This is a genomic window from Dactylosporangium sp. NPDC000555, from assembly GCF_040300025.1.
Classification (GTDB): domain Bacteria; phylum Actinomycetota; class Actinomycetes; order Mycobacteriales; family Micromonosporaceae; genus Dactylosporangium.
The window spans coordinates 23893-45652 of sequence record NZ_JBEPDB010000031.1 but is presented as its reverse complement, the minus strand read 5'-3'; the positions used below and the strand labels follow the sequence as shown (position 1 = coordinate 45652).

The following is a 21760-nucleotide window of genomic DNA, read 5'->3' as shown; positions in this document are numbered from 1 at the left end:
GAGAATCGAATGTGCGGAATTGCCGGCGTGGTGATCGCGGACGGCGCGCGCGAGGTCGACCCGGACCGGTTGCGTGCCATGTGCCGTACCCTCACGCATCGCGGCCCGGACGACGAGAGCTACTACGTCAGCGGCGCCGCCGGGCTGGCCGTGCGGCGCCTGGCCGTCATCGACGTGGCGCACGGGCGGCAGCCGGTGCGCTCCGAGGACGGGACCGTGCACGCCGTGCTCAACGGGGAGATCTACAACCATCGGCGCCTGCGCCGCGAGCTCGCCGCGCGCGGCCACCGGTTCCTGTCCGGCAGCGACGCCGAGGTCATCCCGCATCTGTACGAGGAGCACGGCGCCGACTTCGTGCGGCACCTGGAAGGCATGTTCGCCATCGCGCTGTACGACGGGGCCCGCCGGCGCCTGGTCCTGTGCCGCGACCGCGTCGGGGTGAAGCCCTTGTACTACGCCGAGCGCGACGGCGGCCTGGTGTTCGGCTCGGAGATGAAGGCCGTGCTGAGCGCCGTCCCCGACCGAACGCCCGACCTGCGGGCGTTCGGTGCGTACCTGTCGCTGATGTACGTGCCGGCGCCGCGGACCATGTACCGGGAGATCCGCAAGCTCCCGCCGGGCACGTCGCTGGTGTGGCAGGACAACGCGTACACGGTCAAGCCCTACTGGGCCCTCGCCGACGTGGCACCGCGCTCCGGCCTGAGCGCCGCCTCGGCCCAGCGCGTCCTGCGCCACCTCATCGTCGACGGTGTGCGCCAGCAGATGGCCGCCGACGTACCGCTCGGTTTCTTCCTCAGCGGCGGCATGGACTCCAGCACCGTCGTCGCCGCGGCCCGCCTCGCCGAGCCGGACGCCGCGCTGAAGACGTTCTCGGTCGGCTTCGCGGACCGGTCCTACGACGAGCGCGGCGAGGCCGCCCTGATCGCCCGGCACTTCGGCACCGATCACACCGCCCTGCTGGTCGAACCGCGGGCCGACGACGTGGCGGGGGGCATGCTGTCCGCCTTCGACGAGCCGTTCGCGGACCCGTCCATGGTGCCCACCTACTACCTGTGCGGGCTCGCCCGCCAGAAGGTGACGGTGGCGCTGAGCGGGGACGGCGGTGACGAGCTCCTCGCCGGCTACGCGACCTACCAGGCGGACAAGCTCGCCCGCTACTACCGGCACCTGCCGCGTCCGCTGACGGCCCGGATCGCCCCGGCCCTGCTGCGCTTCCTGCCCAGCTCGGACGCCAAGGCGAGCTTCGACTTCAGGGCCCGCCGGTTCGTCGAGAACGCGATCGAGGACCCGGGCCGCAGCCACTACCTCTGGCGGGTGGTCTTCCGCGAGGCGCACAAGGCGCGGCTCCTGCAGCCCGACGTGTTCGCCGAGATGACCGACGCCTACGAGACGCACGAGACCCACGACCGGGCCGGCGCGGGCTTCGATCCGCTGACGCGGTTCCAGTACACCGACGCCCACGTGTACCTCCCCGACGACGTGCTCACCAAGGTCGACCGGCTGAGCATGGCCCACTCGCTGGAGGTCCGGGTCCCGCTGCTGGCCACCCCCGTGCTCGAGTTCGCCTTCTCCCTGCCGGGCCGGTTGAAACTCCCGGGCCTGCGGCCGAAATGGCTGTTGCGCCGCGCGATGGCCGGCCTGCTGCCACCGGAGATCGTCGCGATGCGCAAGAAGGGCTTCAACGCGCCGCTGCCCAGGTGGCTGCGTGGCGTCTACCGGCCGCTGCTGCGCGAATACCTGAGCCGGGACGTCCTGCAGCGGCAGGGCTACTTCCGGTTCGACGAGGTGAACGGGATCGTCGAGGAGCACCTGAGCGGCACGGCCGAACATGCCCGGGAGCTGTGGATCCTGTTGCTGTTCACGATGTGGGCCGAGCAGGAGAAGGCGTACCGCTAGTGGTCCCGAGCCGCGGCTTCGCCCGGGGCCGTCGGCGGCGACGCGCGCCACGACGCCGTGGCACTGCTGGAGGTAAGAAACCGTGAATTACTGGGGGCTGCTGACGTCGCTCATCCTGGCGTTTCTGCCCGCCGTCGTCCTGGCATCCCTGATCTCGCAGCCGGCCCGCGCCTGGGCCTGCCGGATCGCCTTCCTGGTCTCGGTGGGGCTGATGCTCGCGCCGTGGCTCTGGATGCGCCTCGGCTACGACGTCCCGGCGCGCGCCGCCCTGCTGCTGGTGACCGGCGCGTTCGCGGGCGGGATCGTGCTCAGCGCCGCCACCGCCGGACTCGTGGAGGACAACGCGCCGCCCTCCCTGGGCGTCCAGCGCATGGTCCTGTCCTACCACGGCCCGGGCCGGCTGCGCCTGCGCCCGACCCCGCGCGGGAAGCGGCTGTTCGACATCGCCGGCGCGCTGCTCGGGCTCGCCCTCACGCTGCCGCTGTGGCCGGTCATCGCGCTGCTCATCTGGTTCGAGGAGCCGGGCCCGATCTTCTTCACCAAGAACTCCGTCGGCCGCGGCGGCGCCACGTTCCGGCAGTTCAAGTTCCGCAGCATGCGGTACGGCGCGGAGCGCCTCACCGGCCCGGTGGCGTCGGTGCGCAGCGATCCGCGCACCCTCACGGTCGGCCGGTGGCTGCGGCGCTGGCACCTGGACGAGCTGCCCGAGCTGGTCAACGTCCTCGGCGGCTCGATGAGCCTGGTCGGCCCGCGCCCGCTGCGCACGGTGCTGGTCCTGACCCATCTCAAGGCCGTGCCCGGATACGCCGAACGGCACAGCGTACGGCCGGGGATCGCGTGCATCGCCCAGATCGAGAAGTTCGACATGCCGCCCGAGGAGCGGCTGGTGAAGGATCTCGCGTACATCGGGGAACAGAGCGTGCTGTTCGACCTGAGACTGCTCGGCCGCGCCGCGCTGACCACGCTTCGCGGCGAGCGCCGATACCACAACGACCCGGTGGTCGTGCCGGCCAACCGAGCCCCCGCCGATCCGGTCAGCCGGCCCGAGCCCGCCGAGTTCGTCGACTCCCTCGAGCCCCTCGAGCCGCTCGAGTCCGTCGAGGCGGCCGAGCCCCCCGAGCCGATCGAGCCCGCGGGGCGCATGCCGGGCGCATGAGCGCACTCTCATGCCCTCTCCTCCGCCTCGCTCCCCCGAGTGCATGAGCTCCTGCTGAGCCTCCGATGAGCGGCTCCTCCGCTCCGGACCGCTACCTGCTGTCAGCGGCCGGTCCGGAACCCCGCCGTCGCGGTGGACACGAGACGGCGGAGCTCGCCGAGGCCGAGCAGCCGGGCGGCGGTCACGTAGGTGGCCGCGCCGAGCAGGCCGGCGACGGCGAGGACGAGCGGCGCCGCGATCCACGCCGGCCCGGCCAGCGCCGTCACGAGGCGGGCGCTCGCGGCCGCGACGGTGGCGGCCGCGGCCGCCGCGACCAGCACCCGGGCGTGCGTGCCGACCAGCCGGCGACCGTCGATGCGGCCGAGCCGGTGGCGCAGGACGAGGCCCGCGATGACCAGGCCGGTGGTGTACGCCGCCGCGTAGGCGATCGGGACGGCGATCACGATCTGCCGGGGGGCCAGCAGCTCGACCGCGGCCAGGCACCCCGCCACGCCGACGACGCTCACCGCGCTGCTGATCAGCGCCGGCGTCCTGGTGTCCTGCATGGCGTAGAACCCGCGGAGCATGATCGAGTAGCCCGTGAACGGCACCACGGCGAGCCCGAATCCCGCCATGAGCACCCCGACCAGGCCCACGGTCGACGCGGTGCTGCGGCCATGGGCGAACAGCAGCGTCGCGACCTGCGGTCCGAGTACGACCATGGCCGCCGCCACCGGGGCGAGCGCGACGCTGGCCAGCCGGATGGCCAGCGAGAGGTCGTCGGTGATCCCGCGGTGGTCCATGCGGGCCGCGCTGCGGCTCAACCTCGGCAGCAGCGCGGTCATCACCGAGACGGTGATGACCGCGAACGGCAGCTGGAACAGCGCCCACGCGTTCTGGAACGCGCTGATGCCGCCCAGCCCGCTGATCGAGGCCGATCTCGTGGCGACCGCGAACAGCAGCTGCGCCGCGGCGACGGACAGCAGCATCCAGCCGCCGAGCCGGCCGATCCGGCGCATCCCGACGCCCCGCAGGTCGAACCGGAGCCGGACCGGAAAGCCGCTACGGGCCAGCGCCCACAGCACCAGCGACATCTGGGCGAAGACCCCTGCGCTGGTGCCAACGCCGAGCAGCAGCAGCTGGGCCGTGGTCAACTCGCGCGTGCCGGTGGTGCCGCCGGCCAAGAGATACAGCGACCCGACCGCGATGACGATCAGGCTGTTGGCCGACGGGGCCCACATCGGCGCGGCGAAGCGGCCCCGGGTGTTCAGCACGGCGCCCGTCGCCGCGCTCACCCCGTAGAAGAGGATCTGGGGCAGGAAGAACCGGGTGAACACCACGGCCGGCTGCCGCTGGTCCGCGGTGAAGCCGGGCGTGTACAGCTCCACGAGGAACGGGGCGAACAGCGTCGCCACCACAGTGACCGCGACCAGCCCGTAGCCGATCATCGACAACAGTCGCTGGGCGTAGGCCACGCCGTCGTCGGAGTCGTCGAGCGCGGCCCGGGTCAGCAACGGCACGATGACACTGGCCATCGCGCCGCCGACGGCCAGCTCGTAGACCGTGTTCGGCAGCGTGTTCGCCAGGTTGTAGCTGTCCAGCAGCCGGCTGCCCAGCCCGAGCGCGGCCGACAGCAACAGCACCCTGGCAAATCCGGCCACCCGTGACGCGAGGGTCGCCACGGCCATGCCCCGGCCCGCGCGTCCCAGGGACGATCCGACTGCCACGCTGCCCTTCATAGCTCGGCTTTCCGGCCGCTGTCCAGCCGGCCGGCGCGGAGCCGGGCCGGCGAATGTCATGAGATTGCCACGATGTCGCAGAGGGGCCGTCATGGCCGCCGACCAGGCTCATATCGATGTACCCCGCATCGACGGACCCATCGATGAACGGAGCAAACCACCACGAACTCGTCGTCGTGACGAGCCGAATCCCCGCCGAGCCCCTGGACACCGGGCGCCGACCGGGGCGCTGGGCGGGCGAGCACGCCGCATGGGCGGGAGCGTTGCGGCCTGCCCTGGCCGCGCGCAACGGTGCCTGGATCGGCTGGAACGGCGTCGCGGGCAACGGGACGTCGCCGAAGAAGTTTCAGGCGGTCTCGCTGTATCCGGTGACGCTGTCGGCCACGGAGATCGCCGATCACCTCGAGGGCCAGTGCGCGTCGACGATCGTTCCGCTGTACCACGATGGAGTCGAGCGGCCCGCCTTCCACCGGCGGTGGCGGCGCGCGTACCGCAGCGTCAACGAGCGCTACGCGGCTACCGCGGCGGCGGTGGCCGCGCCCGGCGCCGCCGTATGGGTGCACGGCCACGAGCTGCAGCTCGTCCCGGCATTGCTGAGGGCGGCTCGGCCGGACCTCACCATCGGCTGTTACCTGCCGCTGCCCGTGCCCCCGGTGGAGCTGTTCAGCCGGATGCCGATGCGCGCGGAGATCGTCGACGGTCTCCTCGGCGCGGACGCGATCCGGGTTCCGGACCGTCGTAGCGCCGGCAATATCGTGCGGCTGGCGAGCGGCCTGGGCGGTTACGAGGTCGACGACAAGGTCGTGACCGTCGGCGGTCGCCGGGTCGTCGTCGACGCGCTGCCGATGGGCGCCGACGTGGAGAGGGCCGAGCAGCTCGCGGCGGGGGTGGGCGTGCGGCGGCGGATGGACGGCCTGCGGAGGGAGCTGCGCGATCCACGCGCCGTGCTGCTCGCCGTCGACCGGCTCGACGCGACGAGCGGAGCCGAGCAGCGGCTCACCGCGTTCGGGGAGCTGCTGGCCGATCGCCGGCTTCGCGCGACCGACTGCGTGCTGGTCCAGGTCGTCGTGCCGGCCGCGCGGCAGTCCGCCGAACAGGACGGGATCCGCACGCGCGTCGAGCAACTGGTGGCGCGCATCAACGGTACGCACAGCGCCGTCGGCCGGCCGGTCGTGCACTATGTGCACCGCAACCTCGACCCGGTCGATCTGGTGGCCCTGTTCCGCCTGGCCGACGTGTTCCTGGCAACCTCCCTGCGGGACGGCGTCAACCCGACCGCGAAGGCGTTCGTCGCCGCCCGGCTGGACAACACCGGCGTGCTCGTGCTGAGCGAGTTCAGCGGCGTCGCCGGGGAGCTCGGCGAGGCGACGATGGTCAACCCGTACGACGTGGAGGACCTCAAGCGGGCGATCACCGCGGCCGCCGACCCACGCCGCGCCGCCGAGGAGGAGGCGGCGATGGGCCGGATGCGCCAGTCGGTGCGACGGTACGACGCACGCTGGTGGGCCGGGCGCGTGCTGGCCGTGCTGGACGCGTGCCGTTCCGCAAGATCCGGACAACAGGCCGCGTCCACGGAGCCGGCCTGATCATGGCGGCGCCCCGGAATCGCTGACGCGACCCGGGGCCGCCTTCCCGATCACGACCGTGACCTCCAGGGCCGCCCGACGTGACCCGCGTGGCGGTCGACCCCGTCTCCAGGGCAACGGCGCGGCATCGCCCCTGGACGGTGCCGCGGCACTGGCCTCGGCGGTCAGAACTTCAGCCCCAGGGCGGTGCCGCGGCACTGGCCTCGGCGGTCAGAACTTCAGTCCCTGGACGGTGCCGCGGCACTGGCCTCGGCGGTCAGAACTTCAGGCCCAGGGCGGTGGACAGGCGGCGGGCCTCGGCGGTCAGGCGCGAGCCGCTGCGGCGCGCGGCGAGGTCGGCCAGGCCCGGGATCTCGACCGGGCCGGGCGCGGCCGGGGCGGTCTCGGCGGCCAGGGTGAGCAGGTCGGGCGTGCCCCGCGGTGGGGGCGCGGCCGCCAGCAGCGCCGGCAGGGCCGCGGCGAGCAGGCGAAACACCGTGCGCGGGGCGCCGGCCGCGGCCGCGTCGCGCAGGGGCTGCAGGGCCCGGGCCGGCGTCACGGCGCCACCCGCGGCCAGGACGCCCAGGTGCCGGCCGGCGGTCTCGGCGTCGAAGGAGCCCGCGGCCGCCAGCAACAGCAGCGCGTCCAGCGCGGCGACGCGGTCCGCCTCGTGGCGGGCGGCGAGGCCGTAAGCGACGGCGATCGGCAGCGCCGGTCCCGGGTCGCCGGCGGCCTCGGCGAGCATCGGCAGCACGGCGGCACCGCCGCGCCGGTCCATGTCGGCGGTGGCGGCGACGTCGGGCAACGCGTGCGCCGCGGCCAGACCGCGATGCCACGGCAGCAGCCCCGGCCACAGCACATGCCAACCGCCGGTCCCGCCGCCGACGGTCGGCAGCGCCGACCCGAGCAGCCCGAACGACTCCGCCTCGGCCGCGTCCGCACCGCGGGCCGCCGGCGCGGCCGAACCCGGGGCCGCGACCGAAAGACCGGTCGTCACGGCCCCGCTGCGGGGCGGCCGCGACGCCGTGGCCGCCGCCGAGGTGCCGACCTGGACGCGCAGGAGCGGCAGCGAGTCGTGTTCGTAGTCGCCGGCGTGCTTGCGCGGGCGGCGAGAGACCGTCTCCACGTGCCACCGGGGCGAAGGCAGGCCGCCGGTGCGCAGCCAGGCGGCGACGCGGGCGCCGGCCGTGGTGCCGAGCGCCTCGGCGCGCGCCGCGGACGGCTCGTCGATGCCGGGCGGCAGGCGCAGCAGGGCCTGTGTGAAGTCCCACGGCCAGGGCTCGTGACCGCCGAGCACCGCCAGCCGGTCGAGCAGCACGGCCGTGTCCAGGGCGCCGTTGGCCCACGTGGGCGCGGCGAGCAGGCCAACCGTTGCGATCGAGCCGACCTGGCCCGCAGAGCCGCCCGAGCCGACCGGAGCGCTGGCGCCGACTGAGCCGACAAGGTCGGCCGAGCCGCCACGGCCGGCCGGGGCACCGAGGCCGGTTGAGCCGGTCGAGCCGGTCGAGCCGGACAGGCGGGGCACGACGTCCGGGCGGGCGGCGTGCATGCCGATCTCGGCGAGGCGGGCGCGCAGGAGCCGGTGCGGTGGCGCCACACGCGGGTCGGGCGCCGGCTCGCCCAGCGCGAGGAACCGGCGCGCCGCGGCGAGCAGTGCGGCCCAGCCGCCCCGGCGCGCGGTCGCCTGCTGGACGTCGGTGGCCGAGTGCAGAACGCCGGTGAAGGTGCCGCACAGGCAGCACGGGTCCCAGCGGTGCTCGCCCATGCCGTCGCGGTGACGCTCGAGCACCGGCAGCAGCGCGGCGCGCAGGGCCGGGCGGTCGGCGGCGGACAGCCGGACGACGGCGTCGGCGATGCGCTCCAGGGGCAGCAGAGCGGCGAACGGGCGGCCACTGTAGAAGGCGGCCACCTCCTCGGCCAGCTCGTCGGGGTCGGTGATCGGCGGTGGCGCGGGGACCGGCGGCGGGGGCGGCGGCAGGTCGTCGCCGGCCGCGACCGCGACCACGGCGACCGGTGTCGCGCCGCCGTGCCGGGCGGCCAGGACGGTCGCCCGCTCGCGCAGCTCGACGGCGGGGTGGTCGGCGGCCTCGGCCAGGGCGGCGGCGACGTCGGCGGCCCGGGCCGGGTGCCGGCGGGCGAGGGCGTCGAGCCACGTGAGCTGCGCGCGGACCAGCGCCTTGTCGGGGCGGCGCAGGACGGCCTTCGACGCCTCCAGGACCGCGTCGAGATCGAGGTCGGGCGCGGTGCGCAGCGCCTTCTGCGCGGCCGTCGCCACCGGGGACGGCGCGTCGGCGAGCAGGCGAAGGTAGTCGCCCGCGTGGGCGGCCACCTCGGCCGGGGCCGGGGCGAGCGCGCTGAGCAGGGCGAGGAGGGGGCGCACCGCGGCCGGGCGGTCGCCGTGCAACAGGCGGCCGAGGCAGCCGCGCAGCAGCATGTCGCGGTCGACGCGGCCCTCGGCGGCGAGCTCGGCGATGGCCTGGATCAGGGCGAGCTTGCCGCCGGGTCGGCTGCTCTCCCACATCGTCAGCCGCTCGCCGGCGCCGGCGACGGTGAAGACGCGGGGGAGCAGCGCGTCGAGGAACGGGTCGGTGCGCAGCCGTTCGGCGATGGGCCGGGAGCGCAGCCGCTCCTCGGCCGGGAAGCCGAGGTCGGACAGCCAGCCCAGCACGAACCAGTCCGTCGCCGGCGCCGGCAGGCCCTCGGCGGCGAGCACCAGCGCGATGAACGCCCACAGCCGCCCGTCCTCGTCGGTGGGGCGCCGGTCGGCCAGCCGGGTGACGAGCTCGGGCAGCCAGGTCACGCCGCGGGCGCGCGCGGTCGTCACGACCGCGTCGACGGTGTCGCGGCCCGGCGACATCCAGCGGCCGGTCAGGATCCGCGCCGCGGCGGCGGCCGAGGGAACGCAGCCGATCGTGGCCACGGCCAGGGCGGACAGCTCGTCGCCGCGCCAGTGGTTCTCGGCGCGGCGCTTCACGTAGGCGAGCAGGTCACGCGCCGTCTTGGCGCGCCCGGCGTCGTCGAGGGCGGCGACCTCCACGGACACCGCCGCCACCCGGCCCTGCCGGATCAGCTCGAAGTCGAACGCGGTCATGCCGTGCCCGCCGTGGCGGTGGCAGCGGCGATGGTGACGGCCAGGGCGTGTTTGCACGGGCCGCGGCCGCCGCGGTGCTTCGCCCACCACGGGCACGTGCAGGTCAGCGCGCCGTCCGGCAGGCGGCGTACGCGGTAGGTCTGGTCACCGCTGCGCACCGTCGCCGCCGAACCGTCGAGGGTGACGGCGCCCGACTCGGCCAGGGCCCGCGCGCCGACCAGACGCGGGTTGTCGCGCTCGGCACGGGCCGCGTCATACGGCAGCACGCGGTGGAAATACGCCGCGTCGGCCACGTCGTAGCCGACCCGCCCCGCGGTGCCGAGCTGGGCCAGGGCGGCCCGGACACGGCCCGGCTCGAGGCCCGCGGCGGCGGCCAGGTCGGCCACGTCGATCGTCGGGTCCCACGACAGCAGGGCACCGACCAGCTCGGCGTCGTCGGCGACGTCGTCGCCGGCCAGGGACGCGAGGGCGGCGCCCTCGCCGGAGAACCCGCGGTGCGGCTCGGGCGAGAGCGTCAGCGTGAGCCGCAGCGCGCCGGTGTCCAGCTCCCAGGCGCTCGCCACCGGCGGCGACCCGGCCGGGACCGGCGGACCGTAGACGCGCAGGCTCCGGGAGTGCCGCAGCAGGCCCCGCAGCGCGGCGAGGCGGCCGGCACCGGCCAGGCAGACCGCGCCCGGCACGGGGCGCGAGGTGAGGCGCAGCGACCGGCCGGCCGGCACCGCCCACAGCACCGAACGGTCGTTCGCCCCAGGCAGCCGGCGCAGGAAGGCCCCCGCCTCCGCGGCCGTGAGCTCGGCGCGCAGGTCGAACCCGGCGGACAGCACCTGGACCTCGGCGAACCCACGCAGCCACCGGGCCGGCAGCGGCACCTTCTTCTCCACGACCGTGCCGTCGAGCGTGGACGCGGTGAGGTCGTCAGGGCCGACGGACAGGTGCAGCGGGTCGAGCCCGGCGATGCGGGCCAGCGCCTCGCGCAGCGGCGGGTTGACGTCGACGTTGGTGGTGCCGTGGCCGAGGACCTCCCCGTCGAGCCCGGCCGGCAGCGCGTCGAGCCGCGCATACACCCCGCAGCAGCCGGAGAACGACTCGAACCGCAGCCGGTCGGCGCTGCCGGTGACGACCGGGTCGAGGCTGGCCGGGTCGCGCGGCTGGAAATAGCGGGTGCGGGCGACGTCGGCGACGGCGAGCAGCCCCGCCGCGGCCGCCGCCGGCGTGGTCAGAAAGCCGGCGAAGAACCGCGGGTTGGCCGCCGGCCCGCCACAGGTCTGCAGGTCGACGCCGCCGTCGCCCGCGGTGGACGGGGCCAGATACCGATACTGCTGAACAACACTCACGCCCGTGAGGCTAGCCCGGGGGTACGACATTTTTGTGAGGTGAGCGAGGGTAGCCTCGAGCGCAACCATGACCGACTTCGCACTCTGCCACGACAGCCTGGACGGGCTCAGCGTGGGCGACGCGCTCGGGGCGCAGTTCTTCGTCCCCGGCACCACGTTCGAAGATCTTCTCGACGGCAGCGCCCCGGCCGGCTCCTGGCCGTGGACCGACGACACCGAGATGGCGTGCACGCTCGCGGGCGAGCTGCGCCGGCACCCCACCATCGACCAGGACCGGCTCGCCCGGGCGTTCGCGGAGCGCTTCGAGCCCTACCGCGGCTACGGCGGCGGCGCGGTGGTGATCCTGCGCCGCATCCGCGCGGGCGAGCCGTGGCGGGAGGTGACCCGCGACGCCTTCGGCGGGCAGGGGTCGATGGGCAACGGTGCCGCCATGCGCGTCGCACCGCTCGGCGCCCTGCACGCCGGCGACTCGCGGACCGCGGCCCTGGAGGCGATGCGCTCAGCCGAGGTCACGCACGCGCACCCCGAGGGCATCCTCGGCGCGGTCGCCGTCGCGGTGGCGGCCGCCGAGGCCGGCTGGGCGCGGCTGGTGCGCAACCGGCCGACGACCGCGGAGCTGCTTGACGCGGTGCACGGCTACCTCGTCGACGGCGGGGTCCGCGACGGCGTGCGGCGGGCCCGGCGGCTGCTGGGCGCGAGCGTCGCCGAAGCGGCGTACGAGCTGGGCAACGGCGCGCAGGTCCTCGCGCAGGACACGGTGCCGTTCGCGCTGTGGGTCGCCGCGACCCGGCTGGACGACTACCCGGCGGCGGTGCGGGCGTGCATCGAGGCCGGCGGAGACGTCGACACGACGGCGGCGATCGTCGGCGGGATCGTCGCCGCGTACACCGGCCGCGACGGCATCCCGCCGGCCTGGCTCGAACAGCGCGAGCCCCTGGCCGCGTGGGCGGTCCCCGACTGAACCGATCACACGAGCTCCTCGATCGTGCGGGCGATCGCCTCGACGTCGGCGGGGGAGAAGCAGGCGGTGTCGACGTCGAGGATCAGGCGTACGGCGCCCGGCACGTCGTCGGCGTGCAGGAACAGCGGCTCCGTCGGGCCGGGCGGCGGGCCGGCCCAGGTGAGCGTGCCGGGGTCGGTCCGTTCGGCTCCCAGCCCGGCCGAGCGGAAGGCCATGGCGGCCGTGGCGCGGCGGTCGTTGAAGCACGGCGTCAGGGAGTCCGGCATCGCGAACGGGTCGTAGTAGGCGTACTTGCGGGCCGGCAGCGCGGCGCGGGCCACGCTCACCACCGCGTCGTCGAACCCGCCGGACACGTCGGCGACGCACAGGCCGAGCTGGGTGATCGGGCTGACCACATCGGACAGTCCACTTCGGAACCGGTTGCTGACGACCTGCCGCGCGGCGACCGTGCCGCGCCCGGCGACCCGGCCGATCGCGGCCAGGTACGCGGCGAGCAGGACCGTGGACTGGTCGACGCCGGTGCGCCCGGCCGCCTCCGGCAGCCGGGCGGCGAGCCTGGGCGACTCGAGGAGGCACTTGCGGTACCGCTGCGAGGAACGGATGCCGGTCGTGAACGGCTCGAGGTCGGGCGCATGCCGCTCCCAGTGCCGCAGGGCGCCGGCGTGCTGGCGGGCGCCGGCCGGGGATGCCTGCCAGCCGACGAGCTCCAGCGGTCGCAGCCCGGCGACCGGCGCGGCGACCCGGCGGGTGACCTCGTCGACCATGACGGCCGCGCCGATGCCGTCGGTGACCAGGTGCGGCAGGACGGCGACCAGGCGGGCCGGGCGGCCGCCGCGGCAGACGACCGCCATGCGCATCGGCCAGTCGCGGACCAGGTCCGGCTCGGTGCCGCGGTAGGCGCGCTCCACCGCCGCGGCGACCTCGTCCGGGTCGGCCCCGTCCGCCTCGACGACGTCGAGGCGCGCGACGCCGTCCGCGGCGACGGACTGGCCGGGCGGGCCGCCGTCGCGCGGGCGCAGCCGGGTGCGGAACGCCTGGTAGCGCTCCATGGTGTACCGCAGCTCCGCCTCGATGTCGGCGACCGTCGTCCCGGCGGGCACGGGCCGGTGACCGCCCATCGGCAGCCATGACCGTTCGCGCTCCATGGCCTGGTATATCGCGCGCTGGCCCCACGTCAGCTCCGCTTCGCCGGCGCCCTCGCCGGCGAAGGGAACATCGACGCGCGCCACAGCGTTCGGCACGTCCATCGGCACAGGATCGCCACCGGGCGGGGCCGTCGCAAGACTGGCGTCAGGACCAGTTTTCCGCTAAGGAGTGACCCGCTCGATCGAGCGCGCCGTATTCACTCACGCCAGCCGGGCCGGGAACCCGCCGGTCGCCACCGGTCCCCACCGCTCGATCGTGATGCGCAGCAGCGACTTGCCCTGCGCCACCATCGCCGCGCGATACTCGTCCCAGTCCGGGTGCTCCCCGGCGATGCGGCGGTAGTATTCCACCAGCGGCTCGAGGGCCTCGGGCAGGTCGAGCACCTCGGCGACCCCGTCGACCTGCACCCAGGCGTCGTCCCAGTCGTCGGACAGCACGAGCACCGACACCCGCGGGTCGCGGCGCAGGTTGTTCACCTTGGCGCGCTCCGGGTAGGTCGAGATCACGATCCGCCCCTGCCCGTCGACCCCGCACGACACCGGCGAGGCCTGCGGCCGTCCGTCGGCGCGGTTGGTGATGACGATGCCGTGGTGGCGCTTGGCGAGGAACTCCACCAGCGCGTCCCGGTCGACCCGGTCGTTCGTCGCGATTTTTCGTGCCATGGGTTCGACCGTACTCCGCCGATCGCCCGCGTTCGTCACGGCCGCGACGAACGCTGGGCCGGCGCGGCCTCGCGCGCGACGCGCAGCTTCCACGGCATGAGCGCGGACTCCAACTGGACCCGCAGGCTCATCTTGGACTCGCCACGCGTGCGGTCGGCGAAGCGGATCGGGACCTCGACGATGCGCATGCCCCGCCGGACGGTCCGGTAGTTCATCTCCACCTGGAACGAGTACCCGTTGCTCTGGATCGAGGCGATGTCGATGCGGCGCAGCGCCTCGGCGCGCCACGCCTTGAAGCCGGCGGTGGCGTCCTTGACGCCCATCCGCAGGATCGCGTCGACGTAGAAGTTCGCCCACGTCGACAGCGCCTTGCGGTGCCACGCCCAGTCGCCGGCGACCGAGCCGCCCGGCACGTATCGCGAGCCGAGCACGACGGACACGTTGTCGGCGGCCAGCGCCTCCACCATCGCCGGGATGGCGGAGGTGGGGTGGGACAGGTCGGCGTCCATCTGGATGACGACGTCGGCACCCTCGTCGAGTGCGCGGAGCATGCCGGCGACGTAGGCCCGGCCGAGCCCGTCCTTCGCCGTGCGGTGCAGCACGCCGAACGTCTGCGGGGACTCGAGCGCCAGCTTGTCGGCGACCTCGCCGGTGCCGTCAGGGGAGTTGTCGTCCACGACCAGCACGTGCAGCCGCACCGGCAGCGCCGCCAGCTGATCCACCAGCTTCGGCAGGTTGTCGCGCTCGTTGTAGGTCGGCACGACGACCGTGATTTTCCCAAACCCGTCTGGCACTGATCATACCCCTAGCCACGCCCCGCGTATCGAGATCCTTCTCCTGACCCTAGCGGACGGCGGGGTGGAACGCGGTCATTCGGTTGCCGGGACGACCCGGCTAGGGTCAGCGACGAGGACGACCTTGCCGGTGACCGTGCCGGACTCGGCCAGGCGCAGCGCCTCCGGTGCGCGGTGCAGCGGGATGCGGGCGGCGACCTGCGCGGTCAGCGAGCCGTCGGCGAGCAACGCGAACACTCGCGTGAGGTCCTCGCGCATCCGGGCGCGGAACGCGGCGGGGCGGCGCCGGCCGGCCCAAACGTTGTAGAACGCGGCGCGGCGGCCGTTGGGCAGCAGGTTCCACCACAGCAGTCGCCCGAACAGGACGAGGACGGGAAGGCGGGCGTTTCCGGCGATGTCACGGGTGGCGGCGGTACCGTAGGAGACCAGCGTCCCGCCGCGCCGGACGAGCCGCCACGAGTCGGCGATGCCGGGGCCGCCGACGTGGTCGAACACCGCGTCGTAGCCGCCCGGAGCCAGGGCCCGGGCCCGCGCGGCGACGTCCGGGGCGCGGTAGTCCAGCGGCTCGGCGCCCAGCGCGCGCACGGCGTCGTGGTGGCGCGCCGACGCGGTGCCGACGACCCGGATGCCGGCGTGGCGGGCCAACTGGGTGAGGGTGGAGCCGACGCCGCCGTTGGCGCCGAGGACCAGGATGGTGCCGCCGGGGCGGACGTTCGCGATGCGTGCGACGCGATGGAGCATCTGCCAGGCGGTGACGCCGTTGACCACGACCGTCTCAGCGGCGGCCGGGTCGACACCGTCGGGGACCGGCATCAGGTCGGCGGCGTCGACGGTGACGGCGGTGGCCCAGCCGCCGGTCTTCGTCACGGCCGCGACGCGGGTCCCGGCGAGGCCAGCATCGACGCCGGGTCCGACCGCCTCCACCAGACCGACCAGGTCGTACCCGGGGGTGAACGGGAAGGGTGGCTGGTCGTAGTACTTGCCGCGGCGCATCTGCTGCTCGGCGAACGAGACGCCGCTTGCCTCGACGCGCACGAGCGCCTGGCCGGGTCCCGGCGCGGGGAGTTCGCGGTCGCGCACGAGCAGGCCGTCGGGCTCGACGATGCCGGGCAGGACGATCTCGGTGGTGAGCGTGGACATCAGGGTTACCCCTCCAAAGTGTGTAGGTGTGCACTCACTTACATCTGACGCCACAAAAACGCGCCGTGCTCACGACACGTGACGCATGCCGTCGGTCAGCGCGCGGGCCCACGACTCGTCCACGCCATCCAGACCGGCGGTGACGATGAGGTGGCACAGTTGCCCGTACGCGACGAAGTGCTGGATCTGCCGGTCCTCGGCCCCGGCCGCGCGCAGGAAGTGCACGAGCCGCTTGTATCCGGCCCGCACCGCCGCCCCGACCTCGGGCACGTCGCTGACGCTCTGCGCGTGCACCTGGAGCAGCAGCAGGTCGCGGTCGGCGATGAGCTCGGCGTAGGCGTCGCCGAGGCTCTCCAGCAGCTTCTCCGGCTCCTGGCCCGCCGCCCGCGCGGCGGCCGCCTCGAGGGTGGCGAGGATGCGCTCGTGGCACGCCTCGACGGCGGCGACGAACAGCCCGAGCTTGCCGGAGAACAGCCGAAGCGCATACGCCTCGGAGATCCCGGCCGCCGCGGCCACCGCGGTGACCGGCGTCGCGTGATACCCGTTGCGGGCGAACACGGAGACGGCCCGGTCGAGCAGAACGGCCCTGCGGGCCTCGGCGGTGCTTCGCATGTAAGTCAGTACACACTCACAAACTTCCGCTGTCAACCCGGTCGAGTCGCGTCCGTCGTCCCCGCGAAGGCGGCTCGGGCCGCGAGCAGCTCCGGCAGGTGCGCACCGCTCCATGCGCGGAACGCCGCGATCACCGGCAGCAGGCTGTGTCCGAGCGGCGTGAGCGCGTACTCGACCCGGGGCGGGTTCTCCGCGTGCTCGGTCCGCTCGACCAGCCCGTCGCGGCGCATCGCCCGCAGCGTCGCGGCCAGGACCTTCGGGGTCACGGCCCGCAGCGGCACCCGCAGCTCGGTGAAGCGCCGCGGCCCGTCCCGCAGGCAGAGCAGCACCATGCCGGTCCACTTGTCCCCGATCTGGAACGGCAGCGCGCCCGACGGGCACATCGGGTCGAACATGTCGGGGTCCAGCGGCTCCGCGGCGGCGGCCATCAGCCGAGCGTAGCGCCGGTATCGTTGCGGAAACCGGCACCCCCGGCCGTAGCGTCGCGCCCATGAGAATCGCAGTCTTCGGCGCCGGCGGCCGGGCCGGCCGCGCCGTCACCGCCGAGGCGGTGCTCCGGGGCCATGAGGTCTCCGCGCTGGTACGCCGCGTGCCGCCGCACGCCGGCCTGGCGTCCCCGTCGGTCACCGTGACCCGGGCCGACGTCACCGACCCCGGGGAGGTGGCCCGCGCCGCGGCCGGCTGTGCGGCGCTCGTCAGCGCGGTGACCCCGGCGTCGAGCCCGGAGGCCCTGGCCCGCCTCGACGCCTCGGGCACGGACTACGCGGACTACTTCGCGAACGCGGCGGCCGCGCTGCTGGCCGCCCGCCCGGCCCGCCTCGTCGTCATCGGCCTGTTCGCGACGCTGCGCACGCCCGGCGGCGGCCTCGTCCTGGACGATCCGTCGGCGTTCCCGTCATCGCTGCGGCCGTACGCGCTGGCCCACCTCGCCGGCCTGCGGCGCCTGGAGTCGGGCCCGGCGGACGTCGACTGGGCCGCGCTGACCCCGACCGCTGGCCTGCGCCACGAGGGTGCGCGCACCGGGAGGTACCGCCTCGGCGGCGAGACGGTTCCCGCCGAGGACGCCACACTGTCCTATGTGGACCTCGCGGTGGCCGTCCTCGACGAGATCGAGTCGCCGACCGTGCACCGCCGCCGCGCCTCGGTGTTCGGCGCCGCCGGTGCACCTGGGGGCGATATTTCGTAAAGACGGTGTTTGTCCCGCCGATGGCCCCGTCGGAGGGTGCCGTCATGCAGGAACCGCAACAGCGCACCGGGCGCTCGCTGCGCGCCCGGGTGTACCACGTGGTCGCCGTCTGCGCCGTGCCCGCCATCATCGGTACCGCCGTCGCGATCGTCGGGCTCGGGCGGACGCACGACAGCGTCGTCGACCTCGACGAGCGCTCGGTGCACCCGCTCGCCGCGCTCGGGGAACTGCGCGACATGGAGGGCCACGCCCAGGTCCAGATCTGGGAGTACCTCGCCGCGGCCCCCGCCGACCGCCAGGCGCTGCGTGCCGAGATCCGCGACATCGACGGCCAGGCGGACGCGGACATCGCCGCCTACCGGGCCGCGCACGACGGGGCCGGCGACGAGCGCGAGCGGCTGATGGGCGACTTCGTGCGGCTGCTGTACGCCTGGCGGACCGTGCGCGACCAGCAGGTCTTCGCTGCCGCCGACGCCGGGCAACAGGGCGAGGCCTATGCCGCGGCCGGCGGGGCGCTCGCCGGCGCCAACGAGGCGATGGCCGGCCCGCTCGACCGGCTCTTCCAGGCCGAGGTCGACGCCGCGGAGGCCCGGGTCGCGGCGTCCAACCGCGACTACGACCGGGTCCGGCTGGTCGTCATCGGGATCATCCTGCTCGGCCTGGTGCTCGCCGTGGCCGCCGCGCTGCTGCTCACCCGCTCGGTGCTGGCCTCGGCGCGGCGGATCGGCGACCTGCTCGCCGCGGGCGACCGCACCCGCCGGATCGGGCCGAACCGCGACGCCAGCGAGATCGGCGACCTCGGCCGGCAGCTCGACCTCATGCTCGACGCGATGCAGGAGCAGGAGGACCGCCTGCGGCACGAGCGGGCGACGAAGGAGGCGCAGCTGACGCGCGACAGGGTGCGCCGGCAACTGGCCGAGCAGAGCACCCGGCGCCGGGCCGGGGAGATCATCGACCGCACCGGTGCGGCGGTGCTGACCGAGCTGCGCAACGTCATGGCGCAGGCCGACGCTGTCCTCGAGGCGGCGAACTCGATCGAGCGGCAGGCGTCCACGGCCGACGAGGTCACGCGGACCGTCGTGGACCGGGCGTCCGCGGCGGGCACCGTGGTCGGCGCGGTCAACACCAGCCTCGGCCGGGTCGACGGGATCGCCGCCCTCATCGCGAGCATCGCCGGCCAGACCAACCTGCTGGCGCTCAACGCGACCATCGAGGCCGCGCGGGCCGGGGCGGCCGGACGCGGGTTCAGTGTCGTCGCGGGCGAGGTGAAGGCCCTCGCGTCGAAGACGAAGGACTCCACCGACGAGATCGCCACGACCGTCGAGGCGCTCGGCGTCGACGCGGCGGCCATGGCGTCGGTCATCGCCGACATGAGCGCCGGCGTAGTCGGCGTCGGTGACGTCACCGCGCAGCTCAACGAGGTCTCGGTCCGCCAGCGCGAGGCCGTGCATCAGCTGGTGCAGAGCGTCCGCGAGGCGATCGGGCGGGTCGAGGCGCTGTCGCAGGTGACCGACCGGCTCGAGCGGCGCCGGCACGACCGGGCCGCGGTCGTGGGCACGATGACGGTACGCGCGGGCGAGGACTCCCACACCGTGGAGATGCTCGACCTGAGCGCCAGCGGCGTGCGCTGCGCGGCGCCGCCGGGCTGGCACCCGAGCCCCGGCGCCCCGGTCGAGCTGACGCTGGACCTCGGCGACCAGCGCACCTCGGCCAGGGGCCGGGTCGTGCGGATCCTCGACGGCGACGACGGCGAGGAGATCGGCATGGAGTTCCTGCGGCTCGACCCAGCCGCCGAGGCCGGCATCGAGGCCTACCTGGAGCACCTGCTCGGGGCCGAACAGCGCGAGCTCATGGCGGGCTGAGCCCCCGTCAGGGCGCGGTCCACCCGACCGGCACGTGGCCGATCCGCACCCGCTGCGGGTGGTCGCCGACCGGCACGCTCGTCACCTTCTGGCCGGTGGCGAAGCTGATCGCGGTGACCTGGTCGGCGCCGGACTCCGAGATGACGCAGTCCCGGCCGTCGCCGCTGACCGTCGCCCAGTACGGCTTGCTCGCCGGGACCAGCGCGCCCTCCTGCAGCGTGGCGCGGTCCACGACCGTCGCGTAGTCGTCCATCGTGCCCGCGACGCAGAGCTTCGCGCCGTCGGGGCTCATCGACAGGCCGTGGTGACGCGAGTCGTTGACCCAGGTCGTGCGGTCCGGGCTGGTCGCCGGGTTCTTGGGCAGCTCGCGGATGCGGGTGATCCGGTCGGAGGCCACGTCGTACTCCACGAAGCCGTTGAAGAACGACACCTGGAAGTACAGCGTCCGCTCGTCCGGGGTGAACACGGCCGGGCGGACCGCGTTGGAGAGGTCGGAGCGGCCGAACGCGTCCAGCCGCGCCCGCATGTCGACGGTCCGGACCACCTGGAAGGTGCGCGTGTCGGCGATCGTGATGTGCCGGTCGCCCTTGGTCCAGTCCAGCCACGGGTCGTCCAGCGCCGTGTTCACCTCGCCGATGGACATGTTCCACAGGTACCGGCCGCCGTCGGTGTAGATGTTCTCGTGCGGCTTGTCGCCGGCGCCGAACGAGCCGAGCTGCCGGCCGGTGTCGATGTCCAGCACGTGCACGGTGTTCGAGGTCGAGGCGGAGACGGCGACCTGCTTGCCGTCGGGCGAGACGGCCATGTGGTCGGCGCGGTACCCGGACACCGGGAACCGCCACCGCAGCGCCCCGGTGCGCAGGTCGATCGAGACGACGTCGGCGAAGCTCGGCCGCGACGCGACCAGCGCGCCGCCGTCCGGGGTGGTGTACATGTCGTCGACGAGCTGGTCGTGGCCCTCGCCCGGCCCCTGCCGCACGCCGAGGAAGAACGCGAGCCTGACCGGGTTGAGGTGGATCTCCAGCAGCCGCTGGCTCTTGTCCGGCACGACGTTGATCCGGCCGAGCTTCGCGTACGTGCCGCTGGATCGGATGACGTCGACGGTGCCGTCCCAGTTGTTGCCGACGAACATCACCTCCTGCAGGGCGGGCGCCGCGGCGGCCGGCGCGGCCGAGGTGGTGAGCGGGGCGAGGGCGGTGGCGAGCAGTGCGAGGCCGGCGAGCGCGGCGCGGCGGCCACGGTGCGGCGGACCGGCCGGGTTTTCGACCGGGGTTCTGGCGCGGGTTCTGGTCACGCGGCTCTCCCTGGGAAACGTTGTTACTTTGCGGTAACGTCCAGGAAATCGCCGATCGGTGTCGCTCGATAGGTGCTCGCGCACAACGCCGCCCCGCCCGGTTGTGCGGGGCTCACAACGGCCGCAGGAGGTGGCACTTGCCCACGCCCACCGAGCCGCTCGCGCCGCTGCTGGGCGCGCTCGCCGCCGACGAGGGCCTGATCGGCGAGCTCGTCGCCGCGGCCCGCGCCGCCTCGCCCGACGTGGCCCGGCTGCCCGTCCGGGAGACCCGCCGGCACGTCACGCTGCTGTTCGCCGCCGGTCTGGCGGCGTTTCGGGACCCTGGCGACGCCGGGTTCGCCGAGGCCGAGCAGCTCGGCGCCGACCGGGCCGCGCAGGGCGTGCCGATCGCCGGCCTGCTGCACGGGCTGCGGGCCGCCCGCACCCGGCTGCTCGAGATCGCCGTCGACCGCGGCCGCGGCGCCGGCGTCCCCGACGACGTCCTGCTCCGCGCGGCGCTGGACTTCGACCGGTACGTCGGTGCCCTGGAGCGCCACGTGGTCGACGCCCACCACGCCGCCGAGCGCCGCCTCGCCCGCGGCCGGCGCGACCAGCGCGACGCGGTGCTGCGCGCGCTGCTGCTCGGCGGGGACCCGCCGGCCGGCCCGGAGGAGCTCGGCGTCTTCGGGCTGCGCGCCTCCGCGCGGTACCGCTGCGTGCTCTTCGACATCACCGACCCCGGCCGGGCGGCGGCCCTCGAACCGCGCCTGGCGGCGTGCGGCGGCGTCTTCGGCGCGGTCGAGGGCCGCCTCGCCGGCCTGGCGCCACGCCCACCGGACCCGGCGCGGGTCGGCTCGGACGTGCTGGCGGTGGTCGCGCCGCCGCTGCCCCTGGAGCGCGCGGCGGCCGGCTACCGGCTGTGCGTGGCCGCCCTCGCCGGCGCCGACCGCTTCGCCCGCCGCGGCCTGCAGCCCGCCCTCGACCTGGCCGGCGAGATCGCCCTCGCCGCGCAGCCGGAGCTGGCCGGCCTGCTCGGCGACGCGCTGCTCGGCACCCTCGACCCGGCCGACGGCTTCCACCGCGAGCTGGTGAGCACGGCGCTGTCGTACCTCGACCACGGCCAGCGCCTGGACCGCACCGCCGCCGCGCTGCACGTCCACCCGAACACGGTCCGCTACCGGCTGCGTGCCCTGCGGGAGCGGGCCCCGCTGCCGCTGGACGACGCGACGGTCCTGCAGACGCTGCGCTGCTGGTGGGCCCTGCACGCCTGGCTGCACCGCCCCGGGCCGGCCGCCGGCCGATGACCTCGGTTCGACCGTTTTCCTCCGACCCGGCCGGACGGCGCCGATTGGGGTGCCGGAGGG

Annotated in this window: 17 protein-coding genes; 7 read left to right on the top strand and 10 right to left on the bottom strand. The window is 74.7% G+C overall.

Annotated elements, in window-relative coordinates; translation table 11 throughout:
* Window positions 1-9 precede the first annotated feature (9 nt).
* Together asnB and ABT297_RS20115 are read left to right on the top strand one after the other, a co-directional pair.
* Window positions 10-1896, top strand: coding sequence for an asparagine synthase (glutamine-hydrolyzing) (gene asnB / locus ABT297_RS20120; protein ID WP_350551571.1), 1887 nt, complete (start codon window positions 10-12; stop codon window positions 1894-1896).
* 82 nt (window positions 1897-1978) lie between these two features.
* On the top strand, window positions 1979-3052 hold the full coding sequence (locus ABT297_RS20115) for a sugar transferase (protein ID WP_350551569.1): 1074 nt from the start codon (window positions 1979-1981) through the stop codon (window positions 3050-3052).
* Window positions 3053-3153: 101 nt separating this feature from the next.
* Here ABT297_RS20115 and murJ read toward each other — a convergent pair whose 3' ends face one another.
* A complete protein-coding gene (gene murJ / locus ABT297_RS20110) occupies window positions 3154-4719 on the bottom strand; it encodes a murein biosynthesis integral membrane protein MurJ (protein WP_350551664.1) in 1566 nt (521 codons plus the stop codon).
* Between the two features lie 194 nt (window positions 4720-4913).
* On the opposite strand from murJ, the gene ABT297_RS20105 reads away from it, so the two are divergent.
* A complete protein-coding gene (locus tag ABT297_RS20105; protein ID WP_350551566.1) occupies window positions 4914-6356 on the top strand; it encodes an alpha,alpha-trehalose-phosphate synthase (UDP-forming) in 1443 nt (480 codons plus the stop codon).
* 256 nt (window positions 6357-6612) lie between these two features.
* On the opposite strand, the gene ABT297_RS20100 is transcribed toward ABT297_RS20105, so the two are convergent.
* Together ABT297_RS20100 and ABT297_RS20095 are read right to left on the bottom strand one after the other, a co-directional pair.
* Window positions 6613-9426: a DUF6493 family protein gene (locus ABT297_RS20100; protein ID WP_350551564.1), complete on the bottom strand. Its 2814-nt coding sequence runs from the start codon at window positions 9424-9426 to the stop codon at window positions 6613-6615.
* A complete protein-coding gene (locus ABT297_RS20095; RefSeq protein ID WP_350551561.1) occupies window positions 9423-10760 on the bottom strand; it encodes an SWIM zinc finger family protein in 1338 nt (445 codons plus the stop codon). Before ABT297_RS20095 ends, ABT297_RS20100 begins: the two co-directional genes overlap by 4 nt.
* A 67-nt stretch (window positions 10761-10827) precedes the next feature.
* On the opposite strand from ABT297_RS20095, the gene ABT297_RS20090 reads away from it, so the two are divergent.
* The gene (locus ABT297_RS20090) at window positions 10828-11721 is read left to right on the top strand and encodes an ADP-ribosylglycohydrolase family protein (protein WP_350551558.1); all 894 of its coding nucleotides are present in this window, start codon (window positions 10828-10830) and stop codon (window positions 11719-11721) included.
* Window positions 11722-11726: 5 nt separating this feature from the next.
* On the opposite strand, the gene ABT297_RS20085 is transcribed toward ABT297_RS20090, so the two are convergent.
* The 6 genes from ABT297_RS20085 to ABT297_RS20060 form a co-directional block, all read right to left on the bottom strand.
* Complete coding sequence (locus ABT297_RS20085; RefSeq protein WP_350551556.1) at window positions 11727-12968, bottom strand: condensation domain-containing protein; 1242 nt, start codon at window positions 12966-12968, stop codon at window positions 11727-11729.
* A 99-nt stretch (window positions 12969-13067) separates the two neighbouring features.
* Complete coding sequence (locus ABT297_RS20080; RefSeq protein ID WP_350551553.1) at window positions 13068-13529, bottom strand: PPOX class F420-dependent oxidoreductase; 462 nt, start codon at window positions 13527-13529, stop codon at window positions 13068-13070.
* Window positions 13530-13564: 35 nt separating this feature from the next.
* Window positions 13565-14323, bottom strand: coding sequence for a polyprenol monophosphomannose synthase (locus tag ABT297_RS20075; RefSeq protein ID WP_350551551.1), 759 nt, complete (start codon window positions 14321-14323; stop codon window positions 13565-13567).
* Between the two features lie 75 nt (window positions 14324-14398).
* Window positions 14399-15463 carry a medium chain dehydrogenase/reductase family protein gene (locus tag ABT297_RS20070; RefSeq protein ID WP_350551548.1) on the bottom strand — a complete coding sequence of 355 codons (1065 nt, stop codon included), beginning with the start codon at window positions 15461-15463 and terminating at the stop codon, window positions 14399-14401.
* A 69-nt stretch (window positions 15464-15532) separates the two neighbouring features.
* The gene (locus tag ABT297_RS20065) at window positions 15533-16075 is read right to left on the bottom strand and encodes a TetR/AcrR family transcriptional regulator (protein ID WP_350551545.1); all 543 of its coding nucleotides are present in this window, start codon (window positions 16073-16075) and stop codon (window positions 15533-15535) included.
* A 32-nt stretch (window positions 16076-16107) separates the two neighbouring features.
* Window positions 16108-16503, bottom strand: a complete 396-nt coding sequence (locus ABT297_RS20060) for a winged helix-turn-helix transcriptional regulator (protein ID WP_350551542.1) — start codon at window positions 16501-16503, stop codon at window positions 16108-16110.
* Window positions 16504-16565: 62 nt separating this feature from the next.
* Between ABT297_RS20060 and ABT297_RS20055 the strand changes: the two genes are divergently transcribed.
* Both ABT297_RS20055 and ABT297_RS20050 read left to right on the top strand, forming a co-directional pair.
* Window positions 16566-17261, top strand: coding sequence for an NAD(P)-dependent oxidoreductase (locus tag ABT297_RS20055; protein WP_350551539.1), 696 nt, complete (start codon window positions 16566-16568; stop codon window positions 17259-17261).
* 44 nt (window positions 17262-17305) lie between these two features.
* Window positions 17306-19123: a methyl-accepting chemotaxis protein gene (locus ABT297_RS20050; RefSeq protein WP_350551536.1), complete on the top strand. Its 1818-nt coding sequence runs from the start codon at window positions 17306-17308 to the stop codon at window positions 19121-19123.
* A gap of 7 nt (window positions 19124-19130) precedes the next feature.
* On the opposite strand, the gene ABT297_RS20045 is transcribed toward ABT297_RS20050, so the two are convergent.
* Window positions 19131-20417, bottom strand: a complete 1287-nt coding sequence (locus ABT297_RS20045) for a YncE family protein (RefSeq protein WP_502885601.1) — start codon at window positions 20415-20417, stop codon at window positions 19131-19133.
* A gap of 137 nt (window positions 20418-20554) precedes the next feature.
* On the opposite strand from ABT297_RS20045, the gene ABT297_RS20040 reads away from it, so the two are divergent.
* Entirely contained in the window at window positions 20555-21700 is a 1146-nt protein-coding gene (locus tag ABT297_RS20040) for an RsbRD N-terminal domain-containing protein (protein ID WP_350551533.1), read from the top strand.
* Window positions 21701-21760: the final 60 nt, after the last annotated feature.

Bases quoted from the DNA above. Each gene is read 5' to 3' on its own strand.
- asnB (WP_350551571.1), top strand. From the start codon at position 10: ATGTGCGGAATTGCCGGCGTGGTGATCGCGGACGGCGCGCGCGAGGTC.
- murJ (WP_350551664.1), bottom strand. From the start codon at position 4,719: ATGGCCGTGGCGACCCTCGCGTCACGGGTGGCCGGATTTGCCAGGGTG.
- ABT297_RS20105 (WP_350551566.1), top strand. From the start codon at position 4,914: ATGAACGGAGCAAACCACCACGAACTCGTCGTCGTGACGAGCCGAATC.
- ABT297_RS20100 (WP_350551564.1), bottom strand. From the start codon at position 9,426: ATGACCGCGTTCGACTTCGAGCTGATCCGGCAGGGCCGGGTGGCGGCG.
- ABT297_RS20090 (WP_350551558.1), top strand. From the start codon at position 10,828: ATGACCGACTTCGCACTCTGCCACGACAGCCTGGACGGGCTCAGCGTG.
- ABT297_RS20085 (WP_350551556.1), bottom strand. From the start codon at position 12,968: ATGGACGTGCCGAACGCTGTGGCGCGCGTCGATGTTCCCTTCGCCGGC.
- ABT297_RS20080 (WP_350551553.1), bottom strand. From the start codon at position 13,529: ATGGCACGAAAAATCGCGACGAACGACCGGGTCGACCGGGACGCGCTG.
- ABT297_RS20070 (WP_350551548.1), bottom strand. From the start codon at position 15,463: ATGTCCACGCTCACCACCGAGATCGTCCTGCCCGGCATCGTCGAGCCC.
- ABT297_RS20065 (WP_350551545.1), bottom strand. From the start codon at position 16,075: ATGCGAAGCACCGCCGAGGCCCGCAGGGCCGTTCTGCTCGACCGGGCC.
- ABT297_RS20060 (WP_350551542.1), bottom strand. From the start codon at position 16,503: ATGGCCGCCGCCGCGGAGCCGCTGGACCCCGACATGTTCGACCCGATG.
- ABT297_RS20055 (WP_350551539.1), top strand. From the start codon at position 16,566: ATGAGAATCGCAGTCTTCGGCGCCGGCGGCCGGGCCGGCCGCGCCGTC.
- ABT297_RS20050 (WP_350551536.1), top strand. From the start codon at position 17,306: ATGCAGGAACCGCAACAGCGCACCGGGCGCTCGCTGCGCGCCCGGGTG.